This window comes from Myxococcales bacterium (assembly GCA_016712525.1).
Classification (GTDB): Bacteria; Myxococcota_A; Polyangia; order Polyangiales; family Polyangiaceae; genus JAAFHV01.
In genome coordinates, this window is the sequence record JADJQX010000007.1 from 1438876 (window position 1) to 1453791 (window position 14916).

General features: G+C 67.8%; 11 protein-coding genes and 1 pseudogene. 6 read left to right on the forward strand and 6 right to left on the reverse strand.

Going from position 1 to position 14916, the window contains the following annotated elements:
* The first annotated feature begins 15 nt into the window (after positions 1-15).
* Together IPK71_23230 and IPK71_23235 are read left to right on the forward strand one after the other, a co-directional pair.
* The gene (locus tag IPK71_23230) at positions 16-1566 is read left to right on the forward strand and encodes a D-lysine 5,6-aminomutase subunit alpha (GenBank protein ID MBK8216652.1); all 1551 of its coding nucleotides are present in this window, start codon (positions 16-18) and stop codon (positions 1564-1566) included.
* 2 nt (positions 1567-1568) lie between these two features.
* The gene (locus IPK71_23235) at positions 1569-2333 is read left to right on the forward strand and encodes a cobalamin-dependent protein (GenBank protein MBK8216653.1); all 765 of its coding nucleotides are present in this window, start codon (positions 1569-1571) and stop codon (positions 2331-2333) included.
* Positions 2334-2408: 75 nt separating this feature from the next.
* Here the strand turns inward: IPK71_23235 and IPK71_23240 are convergent, their stop codons facing one another.
* The 5 genes and pseudogenes from IPK71_23240 to clpX all read right to left on the reverse strand — a co-directional run bounded on the left by IPK71_23240 (position 2409) and on the right by clpX (position 8577).
* Positions 2409-2624 carry a (2Fe-2S)-binding protein gene (locus IPK71_23240; GenBank protein ID MBK8216654.1) on the reverse strand — a complete coding sequence of 72 codons (216 nt, stop codon included), beginning with the start codon at positions 2622-2624 and terminating at the stop codon, positions 2409-2411.
* A 155-nt stretch (positions 2625-2779) separates the two neighbouring features.
* Entirely contained in the window at positions 2780-5266 is a 2487-nt protein-coding gene (lon, locus tag IPK71_23245; protein ID MBK8216655.1) for an endopeptidase La, read from the reverse strand.
* Between the two features lie 167 nt (positions 5267-5433).
* On the reverse strand, positions 5434-6663 hold the full coding sequence (locus IPK71_23250) for a hypothetical protein (GenBank protein MBK8216656.1): 1230 nt from the start codon (positions 6661-6663) through the stop codon (positions 5434-5436).
* Positions 6664-6752: 89 nt separating this feature from the next.
* Positions 6753-7205 carry a winged helix-turn-helix transcriptional regulator gene (locus IPK71_23255; protein ID MBK8216657.1) on the reverse strand — a complete coding sequence of 151 codons (453 nt, stop codon included), beginning with the start codon at positions 7203-7205 and terminating at the stop codon, positions 6753-6755.
* 113 nt (positions 7206-7318) lie between these two features.
* Positions 7319-8577, reverse strand: a pseudogene (clpX, locus tag IPK71_23260) (ATP-dependent Clp protease ATP-binding subunit ClpX).
* A gap of 156 nt (positions 8578-8733) precedes the next feature.
* Between clpX and IPK71_23265 the strand changes: the two are divergent.
* Positions 8734-10176: a hypothetical protein gene (locus IPK71_23265; protein MBK8216658.1), complete on the forward strand. Its 1443-nt coding sequence runs from the start codon at positions 8734-8736 to the stop codon at positions 10174-10176.
* 36 nt (positions 10177-10212) lie between these two features.
* On the opposite strand, the gene IPK71_23270 is transcribed toward IPK71_23265, so the two are convergent.
* Positions 10213-11670, reverse strand: coding sequence for a glycosyltransferase (locus tag IPK71_23270; GenBank protein MBK8216659.1), 1458 nt, complete (start codon positions 11668-11670; stop codon positions 10213-10215).
* 132 nt (positions 11671-11802) lie between these two features.
* Between IPK71_23270 and IPK71_23275 the strand changes: the two genes are divergently transcribed.
* From IPK71_23275 to IPK71_23285, 3 genes are read left to right on the forward strand one after another with little or no spacing between them, the layout of a single operon-like run.
* Positions 11803-13026 carry a glycosyltransferase gene (locus tag IPK71_23275; protein ID MBK8216660.1) on the forward strand — a complete coding sequence of 408 codons (1224 nt, stop codon included), beginning with the start codon at positions 11803-11805 and terminating at the stop codon, positions 13024-13026.
* 30 nt (positions 13027-13056) lie between these two features.
* Entirely contained in the window at positions 13057-14160 is a 1104-nt protein-coding gene (locus IPK71_23280) for a hypothetical protein (protein ID MBK8216661.1), read from the forward strand.
* 5 nt (positions 14161-14165) lie between these two features.
* Positions 14166-14915, forward strand: coding sequence for a DUF2334 domain-containing protein (locus IPK71_23285; protein MBK8216662.1), 750 nt, complete (start codon positions 14166-14168; stop codon positions 14913-14915).
* The last annotated feature ends 1 nt before the right edge of the window (position 14916 follow it).

Genomic DNA, 14916 nt, shown 5'->3' on the forward strand with positions numbered 1-14916 from the left:
TGGCAAACAGCGGGGATGGCAAACGTCCCCATGGACACGCAGAAAGTCGCCCGCTGCCGCGAGCTCGCGGGCGCCGTCGCCGACGACGTCCAAGGCTACATCGATCGCCACACGAGCGTCGGGGCCGAGCGCACGATCTTGCGCTCGTACGGCGTCGATGGCCTCGACGACCGCGGCGCCCCGCTCGTCAACGTCGCGGTGGAGCGCTACCAGCGCGAAGGCCTCCTCGGCCGTGGGATAAGCTATTTTCTCGGGCGCGCGCTGCTCTCTGGCGCGGACGACGTGCAGGACGCCGCCGAGCGGCTCGCGTTCGGGCCCGAGGTCGATCGCGGAGAGGGTGGACCGGACGTGGCCGCGGTGCGCGCGGCGCTCGAGCCCCACGCGAAGGCCGCCCTCGCCCGCGTCGACGCCGCGAAGGCGCAGCGCGAGGCACGAAAGGCCGCGATTTCTCCCGGTCCGACGCCGCACAAGTACGTGATCGTCGCGACGGGGAACATCTACGACGACGCCGTGCAAGCCAAGGCCGCCGCCCACGCGGGCGCGGACGTCGTCGCGGTCATTCGCGCCACGGCGCAGTCCCTGCTCGACTACGTGCCCCACGGCGCCACGACCGAGGGCTACGGCGGCACGTTCGCCACGCAGGAGAACTTCAAGATCATCCGCCGCGCGACGAACGAGGCCTCCGAGGAGTACGGCAGGTACATCCACCAGACGAACTACTCGTCGGGCCTCTGCATGAGCGAGATCGCCTGGATGGCCGCGGTCGAGGGGCTCGACATGCTCCTCAACGACGCCATGTACGGGATCCTCTTCCGCGACATCAACATGTGCCGAAACTTCGTCGACCAGTACGTGTCGCGCCGCTTCATCGCGCGAGCGGGCATCGTCATCAACACGGGCGAGGACAACTACCTCACCACGGCCGACGCCGTGGAGAAGGCCCATACGGTGCTCGCGAGCCAGTTCATCAACGAGGCCTTCGCGAAGCACGCCGGTGTCCGCGAGGAGCAGATGGGCCTCGGGCACGCGTACGAGATCGACCCGTGGAAGGAAGACTCGTTCCTCTTCGAGATCGCCCAAGCGCAGCTCGTGCGGCAGGTGTTCCCGAACCACCCCATCAAGTGGATGCCGCCGACGAAGCACAAGACGGGCGACATCTTCCAGAGCCACGTGCACGACGCGCTCTTCAACCTGGTCGGCATCACGACGAACCAGAGTATCGAGCTCCTCGGCATGTTCAGCGAGGCGATCCACAACCCCATGCTGATGGACCGCTACCTCTCCCTGAAGGCCACGAAATACATGTATACCACATGCAAACACCTGGGCGACGAGATCTCCTGGAAGCCCGACGGGATCGTCGCGAAGCGCGCCGTCCAGGTGCTCGACGAGTCTCTCGAGCTGCTCGAGAGCGTCGCCAAGGAGGGCATCTGGGAGGCCATCTCGAAGGGGGCCTTCGCCGACGTGAAGCGCACACGCGAAGGCGGAAAGGGCTTCCATGGCGTCGCCGAGCGCCACGCCGACTACGTGAACCCCGTGCTCGATCTGCTCGAGAAAGGAACCTGACGATGCACCCACCCGACGCTCCCAGCGCCCCCATTCGCGCGTACGGCGACCGCGAGGGCGACGGCATGGTCCAAATGTCGTTCGTGCTCCCCCTTCCCCCTTCGGCCAAGGCGCGCGAGGCCGCGAAGCGCTTCGCCGCCGAGCACGGCCTCCGCGAGCCGCTCGTCTCGACGATGGAAGAGTGCGCAAAGGGGTTCTCGTACTTCGTCGTCTACGGGCACTCCGTCCACTCGGTCGACGTGGCCCAGATCGACGTCCCCGAGATCCGCACCGAGCCCCTCACGCGCGAGGAGGTCGAGCACCGCATCAAGGCGCGCCTCGGCCGAAAGATCGTCGTCGTGGGCGCGTGCACGGGCTCCGACGCGCACACCGTCGGCATCGACGCGATCCTCAACTACAAGGGCTACGCGGGCGACAAAGGCCTCGAGAGCTACAAGGGCTTCGAGGCCTTCAACCTGGGCGCGCAGGTCGAGAACGAGCAGCTCGCGGAGCGCGCGCGGGCCCTCAAGGCCGACGCCATCCTCGTGAGCCAGATCATCACGCAGCGGAACTGCCACAAAGAGAACGCGCTCGCGCTCATCGATCTGCTGAAAAAACAAGGGTACCGCGACAAGGTGCTCGTGCTCCTCGGCGGGCCTCGCATCGACCACAAGCTCGCCCTCGAGCTCGGCTTCGACGCGGGCTTCGGCCCCGGCACCAAACCGAGCGACGTCGCCTCGTACCTCGTCGAGCACCTCGCGGCGCCCCACGCGAGCCCCGAGCCCTGACAGGCACGGTCTCCACCCCCTGACGAGCCGCGCCGCGCCTCCGCGGGTGCGGCTCGCCGCCTCATGCGCTCCGCGCTACGCCGCGCACGACTTCCGCGCGAGGGCGCCCGCTGGCACGAGGCCCGGGCCGTCGTCGCGGTCGGCCACCATGTCGGCGATCTGGCCGAGGCACGACCCGCAGTCTCCGCCGGCGCGGCACGCCTTGGTGATCCCCTCGACGGAGGTCACGCCCTCCCCGATGAGGCCTTCGATTTCGGAGTCCGTGACGGCGAAACACGAGCACACGTACATCGTGGAAAAAGATGATACTGAAACCCGTTATCAACTTCAAGGCGTCGACGCGCTTTTTTTGACTTTTCGCCCGCAAAATCTCCCGAGGCGGTTGCCGAAAAAGCACGACCCGGCCGCTCCCGCAGGGAAGCCGGGTCGGCCCGATTCGACCGCGCTCAGGCGTGGCCGGGAATGGGCGGAGGCTCGGCGGGACGCGGGGTGACGGGGCCCGGGCCAAAGACCTTGAGCTCACCGTCCACGTATTCCATGCCGTCGCGGCGCGGGCCGAACACGGCGTCGGCGTCGGCGAAGCGGAGGGCCTCGCGCAGCACGTCGTCGGCGTGGTCGACGAGCACGACGCGCATCGACTTCAGCACGCGCCGAGGCACGTCACGGAGGTCCTTGCGGTTCTCGCGCGGCATCAGCACCGTCTTGATGCCGGCGCGGTGCGCAGCCAAGAGCTTCTCTTTGACGCCGCCGATCACCTGCACGCGCCCGCGCAGCGTGACCTCGCCGGTCATGGCGATGTCGTGGCGAACCGGGATCTTCGTGAGCGCGCTCGCGATCGTGGTCGCGATCGTGACGCCGGCGCTGTTGCCGTCTTTCGGATCCGCGCCGGGGAAGTGAACGTGCACGTCGACCTTTTGGTAGAAATCGGGGTCGAGGCCGAGGGCCGCCGCGCGCGAGCGGATGTAGCTCATGGCCGCTTGGGCGCTCTCCTCCATCATCTTCTGGAGCATGCCCGTGACGGCGAGCTTGCCCTTGCCGGGCACACACGAGACCTCGCATTGGAGCATCTCACCCCCGGCGAACGTCACGGCGAGCCCGTTCGTGACGCCGACCTCGTCGTGCTCCTTCTTCCGAGACGGCGGGAATTTCGGCACGCCGAGCAGCTTCGGCACGTCCGCCACGTCGACCACGATCTTCTGGTCTTTGCCCTCGGCGACGACCTTGCGGGCCACCTTGCGGCAGAGGCTCGCGATCTCGCGCTCGAGCGAGCGCACGCCGGCCTCGCGCGTGTAGTGGTGGATGGTCGTGCGGAGCGCCCCGTCGGTGATCGTGAGATCGACGCCCTCGAGGCCGTTCTCCTTCTTCTGGCGCGGGACGAGGTACTTCACCGCGATGTTCATCTTCTCGAACTCCGTGTACCCGGAGAGCGAGATGATCTCCATGCGGTCCTGGAGCGGCACGGGGATGCCCGACAGCGTGTTCGCCGTCGTGATGAACATGACGTCGCTGAGGTCGTAGTCGAGATCGAGGTAGTGGTCGTTGAAGGCGCTGTTCTGCTCCGGGTCGAGCACCTCGAGCAGGGCCGCGGCCGGATCGCCGCGGAAGTCGGCCGACATCTTGTCGACCTCGTCGAGCAAGAAGACCGGGTTGTTCGTGCCGGCCTTTTTCATGCTCTGAATGAGCTTGCCGGGCATCGCGCCGATGTACGTCCTTCGGTGGCCGCGGATCTCGGCCTCGTCGCGGACGCCTCCGAGCGCGAGCCTCACGAACTTGCGGTTCGTGGAGCGCGCGATGCTGCGCGCGAGGCTCGTCTTGCCGACGCCGGGCGGGCCCACGAGGCAGAGCACGGGGCCGCGGAGCTTCTGCGTGAGCGCCTGCACGGCGAGGTACTCGAGGATGCGCTCTTTGATCTTTTTGAGGCCGTAGTGATCGGCGTCGAGCACCTCTTCGGCCGCGGCGAGGTCGTGGGCGTCCTCGCTGCGCTCCTCCCACGGGAGCGTGAGGATCCAATCGATGTAGTTTCTCACCACGGTCGCCTCGGCGCTCGTGGGGTGCATCATCTTGAGCTTCTTGAGCTCTTTTTTGACCTTGGCCTGAGCCTCTTTGCTCATGGCCTTCGTCTTGAGCTGCTCTTCGATCTCCGCGATCTCGTTCTTGAACTCGTCGCGCTCGCCGCCACCCAGCTCCTTCTGGATCGCCTGCATTTGCTCGTTCAGGTAGTATTCCTTCTGCGTCTTCTCCATCTGCTTCTTGACGCGAGAGCGGATCTTCTTCTCCACCTGGAGGATCTCGATCTCGGCCTGCATGAGCTCGTGGAGGCGCTCGAGGCGCTTCATGGCGTCGTCGTTCTCGAGGAGCGCTTGGCGATCCTGGAGCTTCACGGTGGGCAGGTTCGCGACGATGGCGTCCGAGAGCTTCGCCGCGTCGTCGAGGGTCTGGACGTGCATGAGCACTTCGGGCTGAACCTTCTTGTTCAGCTTCACGTACATCTCGAAGGCCGCGTGCACCGAGCGCATGAGCGCCTCGACCTCGACGCCCGTCTGCGGGGCCTCGACGATCTCGTCGACCTCGACGAGGAAGAACTCGTCGGTGTGGACGAACTTGCGCACCTTCGCCCGCTTTTTCCCCTCGACGAGCACACGCACCGTGCCATCGGGCAGGCGCAGGAGCTCCTTCACCGTACCCACAGTGCCGACGGCGTAGATGTCCTCGGGCGTGGGATCGTTCGTCTTCGCGTTCTTCTGCGCCGCGAGGAAAATGTCCTTGTCGCGCGACATGGCCGCGTCGAGGGCGGCGATCGACCGCTCACGCCCCACGAAGAGCTGACTGCCCATGTGCGGGAACACGATGATGTCGCGGAGCGGGAGGAGCGGAACGACCCGGCGCTTCTGGGCGAGGGCGGCGTTTTTCTCGGAGTCGTTCTTGAAGAACATCGGGACCGAGGTTTACCGCGTGCGGCGGCAAAACCCAAGGCCCGGGAGGTCACCCCCGCTCGGCCCGCCGCGTCATCGTGAGCCGCGCGCGAGGGCCGCCTCGGCGACGGCAGGTTCCCCGGTGGCAGCTCGCGAGAGTCCGCCGATTCTGGGTCGAGACCCGGACGTCAGCGGGCAAGCTTGGTGATGCGCGTCTCGAGGCCCGCGTCGCCGTTCGCCTCGGCGGTGACCGCGAAGTCCCCCGCGGGCAGCGTGACGAGACCGCGGAGGCGCCCCTCGGTCATGAGCTGCCACGTCGCGTCGGCCGTGGGCTCGGTCGCGGGCTTCGCGAACCGAGAGACGGCCCCCCCCTGCCCTGAGCCCCCGTGCGCGACGAGCAGGGACCCATCACACACGTGCGCGACGGAGACGAGCCCGACCCCGCTCCCGACGGGCCCCACGGTGTGCTTCGCAGGGTGGACGTACGCGGTCGCGGAGCCCGAGACCGGGATCCCGAGCGAGGTCACGCCGTCCCGACTCGCGATCGAGGTGCTCGTGTAGAGCACGTACGACGACGACGCCGCCGCGACGGGCACGCGGACTCTCCCCTGCGGGCCGAAATTCGAGTCGTCGATGAGCGTCAGGTTCTGGGCGACGTTCCATCGGTGGAGCCACACCTCGGTCGCCCCGGTCGTGTTCGACGGCGTGACGACCGCGAGCACGCCCTGGCCGTCGGGCACGAGCGACGCGATCACCTGCCCGGCGAAGGGCATCGTTCGTGCGTCACTTCCGAGTCGAAGCACGCTGTCCGTGCTGTCGAACGTAGCGTAGAGATCGAGACCGTTCACCCTCGCGACGGCCGTTGGAAACGTGGTCTTCGCCGGCGTGGTCGTGCTGACAGGTGGCGCTCGCTCGGTCAAATCGAGCTTGAGACGGTAGAGCCTCGACCCCGGGAAGCCCGCGCCCGGATGGCGCGTGAGCACAGCCACGCCGGTCGCGTCCGCGGCGATGCCCACGACGAACTCGGCGGGCTCTCCCAAACACGCGGCGCGCGTGGTCGCCTTCCCGACGGTCACGCGATAGACCCCGAACGTCCCACCCGCGCACGCCTCTTGACCCGCCACGACGAGGTCCCCGTCCGGAAGCGCTGCCACCGACGAGGAGCTCACAGGGACGGTGGTCGACGCGCCGAGCCGCGCGAGCGGAGGTCGGCAGGGTGTGCCCGCGTCAGCGTCAGGCGAGGCGTCAGGCAGCGGCGGTGGGGCGCCGTCGGGGAGCGATTGCGCTGCGTCCGCCGCGTCCGCGTCCGCGGCCCCCCCATCGGCGACCGGAGACGGATCGTCGTCGTCCGACCCGAACGTCGAGCAGGCGACCACCACGGAGACGGCGAACGCAGGGAGCACCCAGGAGAGCCTCATCCGACCACGGTAGAGCCAGATGCATGCATATGCATGCAAATTCGTATCGCTTGGAAAGGAGGAGCTATTTTCGACGTTCGTTTGCCGGCTCAGGGCTTCTCGCTCAGCACCTTGAGCGTGCCGAGCGCCCCTCGGAAGGCCTCGTCCCCGAGGCGGGCGCGGAGGGCGTCTTGTGCCCGCTTCCAATGGGGAAAACCCGCCTCGAACAGGTCCCTCCCGGCGGGCGTGAGAGACACACCACGCTCGCGACGATCCTTGCCCGGAGAGAGCTTCACGAGCCCACGCTTCACGAGCCCCGCCACGTTGCGTGACAGGGCCGACGGCTCGACGAGGAGGTGCTCCGCGAGCGCCGCGATCGGCGGCGGAGTGCGCCACGGCCCCGCGAGCGCGCACAGGACCGTGTACTGCGTGGCCTTCAGCCCGACCGGCTGGAGCGCGTCGTCGAAGTCTTGGGTGACGACCCGCGCCGCGCGACGCACGTGGAAGCACGCGCAGCTCGCGACCTCGCGGTAGTCGTATCCCTCGGGGCTTCGACCGCTCATGTTTGCCTCGCCGCGTCCCTCGACGACCGCTTGCCCATCCGTGTGCTCTCGAACCAAAAAGACCCTCCCGTACGTACGACGGAAGGGCCCTCGGGTTTCGTCACCGCTCACCTTCAGGCAAGCTCGGCTTCTTTCGCGTAGACGATGAGCGGAGCGTCGCCCTTCGTGATGACCTCTTCGTTGATGACGACCTCCTTGATGCCACCGGAGCGGCTCGGGATGTCGTACATGATGTCGAGCATCGCGCCCTCGAGGATGGCGCGGAGGCCACGGGCGCCGGCGTTCCGAGCGAGGGCCTCTTTGGCCACGGCCGAGAGCGCCTGCTTCGTGAACTTGAGCTTCACGCCGTCCATCTCGAAGAGCTTTTGGAACTGCTTCACGAGCGAGTTCTTGGGCTTCGTGAGGATGTCGATGAGGGTCTCTTCGGTGAGCTCGTGCAGCGTGGCCATGATGGGCAAGCGGCCGATGAACTCGGGGATGAGGCCGAACTTGAGGAGGTCCTCGGGCTGCGCCTTGGCGAAGAGATCGCCGAGCTTGAAGTCCTTCTTGGACTTCACGTCGGCGCCGAAGCCCAAGTTCTGCTGACCGATGCGCCGCTGCACGATCTGATCGAGACCGACGAACGCGCCGCCGCAGATGAAGAGGATGTTGGTCGTGTCGACCTGCAAGAAGTCTTGCTGAGGGTGCTTGCGGCCGCCCTTCGGCGGGACGTTCGCGACCGTGCCCTCGATGATCTTGAGGAGCGCCTGCTGCACACCCTCGCCCGACACGTCGCGCGTGATGCTCGGGTTGTCGCTCTTGCGCGAGATTTTGTCGATCTCGTCGATGTAGACGATGCCCGCTGCGCGCGCTCGATGTCTTGGTCGGCGTTCTGAAGCAGCTGGACGATAATGTTCTCGACGTCCTCGCCGACGTAGCCGGCCTCGGTGAGCGTGGTCGCATCCGCGATGGCGAAGGGCACGTTCAGGATGCGCGCGAGGGTCTGCGCGAGGAGCGTCTTGCCGCTGCCGGTGGGGCCGAGGAGCAAGATGTTGCTCTTCTGGAGCTCGACGTCTTCGGTCGCGACGCGCGAGTCGATGCGCTTGTAGTGGTTGTGCACGGCGACCGAGAGCACCTTCTTGGCGCGGTCTTGGCCGATCACGTACTCATCCAAAATAGCCTTGATTTCCGCAGGCTTAGGAATAGGCGCAGAGCCCCCCTGGGGCTCGTCCTTCTCGACCTCTTCCGCGATGATGTCGTTGCAGAGGCCGATGCACTCGTCGCAGATGTAGACGGTGGGGCCCGCAATGAGCTTTTTCACTTCCTTCTGCGATTTGCCGCAGAAAGAGCAGTTGAGGTTGCCGCTGTGGTGGTCGTCCCGCCTACGCTCCAAGGCTCGTTCTCCCGCGAATCTAGCTTCGCCTGTGAACGAGCAAGATAGGCGCACGGGCCGCAAACGGCAAGCTTCGGGGCGAAGTCGTTCACGATGGATGCCGCGTGGGGTGCGAGCGAATTGTCCACCACGACGCCACGCTGGTACCTTCGCTCCATGCGCGTGGCCTCGAAAATCACGGCGTTCGCCGCACTCCTCTCGCTCGGCGCGACCGCGGCGGCGTGCCGGCGAGCCACAGCGCACGAGTCCCCGGCGCCCGCGCCTTCGAGCGGCTCGGGCCTCGCGAGCGGCGACAGCGGCGCCGACACGGCCATCGACGCGGCCCCGCGCGCCGACGTCGCGCCGAGCACGAGCTGCCCTCCCCTCGCCCTCGAGACCTCCTGGATCGGCGCGGACGAGGGCGGCCCCGAGCTGCCCACGATCGACGATCCCCAGAAAACTCTCGCGCCGTTCTACGCGAGGTGGGCCGAGGTCGAGCGCGGCACGGCGAAGAAACCGCTCCGCATCGCCGTCTACGGAGACTCGAACCTCACCATGGACGGCCTGACGGCGCTCCTGCGCCGGGCCTTCCAGAAGCGCTACGGAGACGCGGGCCACGGGTTCGTCGCCCTCGCGAAGCCGTGGGGTTGGTACCACCACCACGACGTCGTCCACGGCTTCTACGAGCCGATGTGGAAGGCGTACGCCACCACCACCGCGCCCGCGATGGACAACCACATGGGGTTCTCCGGGATCGCCGCCGAGAGCCTCCAAGGAGGCGCCCTCACGTGGGTCGCCACCGCCGAAGGGGACGCCCCCATCGGGAAGACGGCCAGCCACTTCGGTGTCTACTTCCTGAAGCGACCGCAAGCCGGCACGTTCGAGATCCGCCTCGACGGCAAGGTCGTGAAAGAGGTCGACACGCGGTCGAGCGCGGCGAAACCCGAGCTCGGCTACGAGGCGATCACCGCGGAGGACGGGCCCCACAAGGTCGCGTTCATGGCCCGCACCGGCGGGGTGCGGCTCCTCGGTGCCACGCTCGAGCGCGAGCCCAAAGGCCCCGACGGAAAGCCCCACCCGAGCGTCACGGTCGACTCGTTCGGCGTGGGCTCCCTCAACGCGTGGGCCCTCGCCCGCCTCGACACGTCCGTGAACCGCGAGATGCTCACGCACCGCGACCACGACCTCGTCATGTTCCTCGTGGGCACGAACATGTACGCGCTCGAGAAGCACCACGAGTGGATGGGCCGCGTGATGCGCCACCTCCGCGCCGCCAAACCCGGCCTCCCCGTGCTCTTCCTCGCCCCGCCGGACATCACGCTCGGCAACCACGGGAAGAAGACCGACCCGCGCATCCACAAGGTCGCCGAGCAGCTCCACGACATCGCGAAGGAGCACGGCGCCGCCTTCTGGGACTTCCACGCCGCCATGGGAGGCGACCTCTCCATCGTCGCCTTCCGCGACAAAAAGTGGGCGCAGGCCGATCTCATCCACTTCACGGACGACGGCAGCTTCGTCATGGGAAGGCGCGTGCTCACGGCCCTCCATCGTGGCCTCGAGGGCGCCGTGCACGACGCCCCGAGCCTCGGGTGCGAAAACGAAAAACGCCCGAATCCCTAAGAGATTCGGGCGTTTCGAGAGGGTCTGTCCCGCGGCTCAGCGGCCGATTTGCGGGTGGATGCGCTCGCGCTTCTTCTCGCCGGCCGGGCGAATGTGCCCCGCGAGGTAGACGCCCGCGTTGATCGTGGCCCACGAGCGGAAGTGGTGGAAGGTCGTGAGCCACTGCATCGCGAGGGGGCGACGCACGTCGGGCCGGAGACCGCACGCGCCCGCGTGATCCTGCGCCGCGCGGAAGGTGTCGGCGATGCGCTCCTGCACGGCGAGCGGCGAGCAGCGCTCACGGGCGAGCTTGCTGGCCATCGTGCCGAGGCGCGCGCGACCCTCGGGATCGCCGAGGAGGCGGAGCACCGCTCGACCGAAGGCCTCGTCGGCCTGGGCCTCGGCTTGGGTCCCGGAGCCGGGCGCGAGCAGCACGCCGTTCACGCCGTCGCGGATTTGCGACGAGACACCCATGCCGTCGGCGTAGGCGACCGTGGGGGTTCCGCACCAGAGGGCCTCGCCCATGACGTTGCCGTACGTCTCGCTGAGGGACCCGTGCACGAACACGTCGGCGTAGCCGTAGAAGTCGACCATGCGCGTGAAGGGCACCTCGCCAGGGAAAAACACCCGAGAGCCGACGCCCTCTTCGACCGCGACGCGCTTGTAGTAGGCGCTGTCGGGGCCATCGCCGAGCATGGTGAGCGTCGCGTGGGGGTCTTTCGAGGCGACGTGGCGCGCGAAGATGCGGATGACGCGATCCTGCGATTTTTCGCGGGTGTGGCGCCCGGCGCACAAGAGGCGCGCGCCTCCGAAGTGCGGCGTGTCGCCGAGGAAATCTTGGTACGGGTCGTCGCCGAGGGGCTTGTCGAAGATCTCGGGCTGCACCGCGCGAGGAACGACGTGGATCGGCGCCGTGACACCGCGCTCGCGCCAGTAGCTCCGGAGACCTTCGCTCAAGACGACGAGGCCGTCCGAGTCGTTGTAGACCTTGGCGAAGAGGCGCTCGTACGGGCGCTTCAGGGTGATCTCGAGCCCCGCGTGGAGGGCGGGGATCTTGGCGAGCTTCTCGGGAAGGAGCACGTCGTAGGCGGCCGCGAGGTGCGTCGTGTTGACGCACAAGAGCGGGATGCCGCGCATCTTCCGCAGCCAAACCCCGAACTCGAGGAGGAGCGTGGTCGTCTGGGCGAAGACGATGTCGAAGTCGAACCGGCCGATTTTGTACACCCACGACTCGAGCGGGAGCGGGATGTAAACGCCGGGGTACGTCTTGAGGGGCAAGCTCGGCAGCTCGATGGTGCCCGGGGCCAGCTCGTCGGGGGTGGCATCCGGATCATGGGGCCCGATGACGGTCACCTCGTGGCCGCACCGGGTGAGCTCCTGGTATAGGAAGCGCGTCTGGAACGCGGCCCCGTTGGCGTAAGGAATCCTCGTGAAATCACTCAGAATGGCGACGCGGAGTGGGCGACCCTGCCGGGCGGCGAGGGCCGCGAACGGCGCGATCTTGCGCACATCCATGCCGTGGCCCGAGGCCACGTGCTCGGCGGAGAAGCCGGAGCGGGCTCCTTGCCCACGAATCGCAGCGGCGACGAGGCGGGCCCCCTGCCCGTCGGGCCCGTGGGCAGCCCGCCCCTCGGCCGGAGGCGCCTCGTGAAGGTTCTGGATTTGACGGAGTTCTATTCCGAAAGGGGTGGCGGGGTTCGAAGCCATCTGGAGGGGAAGAGTCAGGTTCTGTGCCAGAGGGGTGACGAGCACGTCATCGTGGCCCCTGGGGCGACCGATTCGGAGACGCGCGGAGCTGTAGCACGGGGCCCGGGGAGCGCACGAATCATTCGTATTGCAGGGCCAAACATGCCGTACGACCCCACCTACCACGCCTTCCCGGGGGTCGCGAAAATCCGGGCCGTGATCGCCAAGGAGAGGCCCGACGTCCTCGAGGTGCACTCTCCCTACATGGGAGCTATCGCGGCCCTCGGGGCCTCGGACCATGACTTTGGTGTCCGGACGTTTCGCTGGCACTCCGATTTTCTCGATACCTACGCCCAGGTTTTCGGGTGGGCGGTCGAGGGCAGATTCCCCCGCCTGGCTAAGCTTTTACCCAGTCCTTTGCGGGTGGTGAGGCCCGCGTGGGGGCTCGTCCGACGCCTCGCCCAGGGCATGGACGCGACCCTCGTGGCATCGCGATCACAGCGGACCAAGCTCGAGGGGCACGGGGTGGCGCGGGTCCACCACGTTCCGTTCGGGGTCGACGTCACCCAAATCGATGAAATCACTAGGGTCGCGCGGCGTGCCGAGCTCACCATGGGCAGGCCGGGGCCGCTGCTCGTGGGGGTCGGCAGGTTCGCCGTAGAGAAGCGCTGGGACGTGGTCCTCGAGGCCTCCCGGCAGCTCTTGCCTACATTACCTCACACGCTTGCCCTTTTCGGCGACGGCCCGGAGCGCACGAAGCTCGAGCGGGCGGCGGGGTCCCACGTGAGGTTCCTCGGCTTCGAGAAGGACCGTGAGCGGCTCTTTTCGGGGCTCGCGGCGGGCGACGCGCTCGTGCACGGGTGCCCCTGCGAGACGTTCGGCCTGTCGATCGCGGAGGCGCTCGCGGCGGGGCTGCCCGTGGTCGTGCCGCGAGCCGGGGGGGCCTTCGACCTCGCCGACCCGACCGTGTCCGAGACGTACGAGCCCTTGGACGCTTCGGCGTGCGCGGCGGCCGTTCGGAGGCTCCTCGGGAGGGATCGGGAAGAGCTCGGCCGTGCCGCGAGGGCGTTCGCGGGCGCGCTCCCCTCCCACGAGGGCGAGATCGACGCCCTCCGCGCCCTCTACACGGACCTCCTCGGGGCCCGCCCCGCCCCGCGCCTGGCCTCGAGAAATCCGCGCATGTGATGCGCGAAACCGGTGCTAAGTAATCGCGCCATGGCGACGAACCTCATCGACAATCTCCGGCGTGACCTCGACCTCATCACGAGCACCTACGAAGCCGACTTCTCCGGCCAGTCCCGCGCGACGCGCGACGTCGCCCAGATCGATGGCCTCATCAAGCGCCTCCGCGACCTCGTGAGCCGCGCGAACGGCATTCCCGCCGCGGTGCAGGGCCCCGAGCTCATCGCCCTCCGCGACGACGCTCAGTCGGCCCTCTCGCTCTACGAGACCGAGCGGGTCGCCATCGTGAAGGCCAAAGAGGCCGGCCCCATTTTCGACGAGTTCGCCGTCGAGGCGACCGACGCGAACTTCGTCTTCGCCCGCTACGCCCGGCATTTCGCCGGCCAGAACCGCTCGACGCGCGACGTGGCCCTCCTCGCCGAGATGCTCGAGGAGCTGAAGGGCGTGCAGAAGCGCATGTCGGCGCTCCTCGAAGAGAAGAACGTGGCCGACTTCGGCAGCGACCTCGACGTCGTGAAGGCGGCGGTCACCCAGTACACGAACGAGCTCAAAGAGATCGACAAGGCCCAGAAGTCGGGCTCCGCCGAGGAGCAGGCCGGCCTCTTGGCCACGCTCGCGAACGAGCAGTTCGCCGTCTACCAGACGCACTTCGCCGGACAGGCGCGCATCAGCCGCCGCCCCGCCCTTCTCATGCGCGTCATCGACTCGCTCAAGAACATCAAGTCGCGCATGGAGGCCCTCAAGCTCGGCGGGTTCTCGGCCGACTACCACGACAAGAACATCGGCATCGTGCAGGAGCGCCTCGCGGTCTACGAGACCGAGCTCGGTGAGATCCGCAAGGCCCGCCAAGGCACCGCGCTCCCCGACATCATGGGCAACCTCGGGAACGCCGCGAACGAGATCTTCGAGGAGTACCGCAAGGGCTACGCCGACAAGTCCCGCGCGCAGGTCGACTACGCCAAGCTCGGTCAGATCTGCGATCGCCTCGGCGAGGTGAAGCGCCAGATGCGCGATCTCTCGCGCGCCGAGCAGAACGAGATGAACGAGAAGAACCTCGACATCGTCGTCTCGCAGCTCTCGCTCTTCGAGAGCGAGTACGAAGAGGTCGGCAAGGCGCAGGCGCAAGCGAAGCACTGAGCGACGTGGCGAGGGCGCGTGTCCACGTCAGCATCCACGACGTGTCCCCCGCGTGGGACGCCGAGGTGGAGCACGCGCTCCGTATGTGCGCCGATGTAGGTATCAAGCCGGGGCTCCTGGTCGTGCCGAACTTTCACGGGCGCGCGCCCCTCGCCGAGAGCCCACGGTACGCGGCGCGGCTTCGGGCCCTCCAGGCCCAGGGCCACGAGGTGTTCCTTCACGGCTTTTTTCACCGCGCGCGCGGGGCAGAAGAGGGGCCGAAGGGCGATGGCCGTCCGGGCGGGGTGGCGCACGCCTTCGCGCAGAAGGTCGTCTCCGCCGGCGAGGCCGAGTTCTCCGACGTGACCCGCGCCGAGGCCCGCGAGCGCCTCGACGAGGGCATCCGCGTGCTCGAGGGCGCAGGTCTCTCGCTCGACGGGTTCGTGCCTCCGGCGTGGTCGAGCCCGGCGTGGCTCGTCGACGAGCTCGGCGCACGAGGCCTCCGCTACACCGAAGATCACCTCTCGATCACGGATCCTGTCGCGCGCGTTCGCCGCCCGAGCCTCGTCTTGAACTTCGCGAGCCGCACGCGGGCTCGCATGCTCTCGACCATCGGGTTTTGCAGGGCCGCGCGCCCTCTTGCCGCGCTCGCGCCGACCCGGGTCGCGCTCCACCCGGGCGACATGACGAAGGCCGCCCTCCGCCACGAGGTGCGCGATCTGCTCGCGTGGGCTGCCCGGCACGACGTCGTGCCCGCGCGCGAGCTCTTCGGCTGAG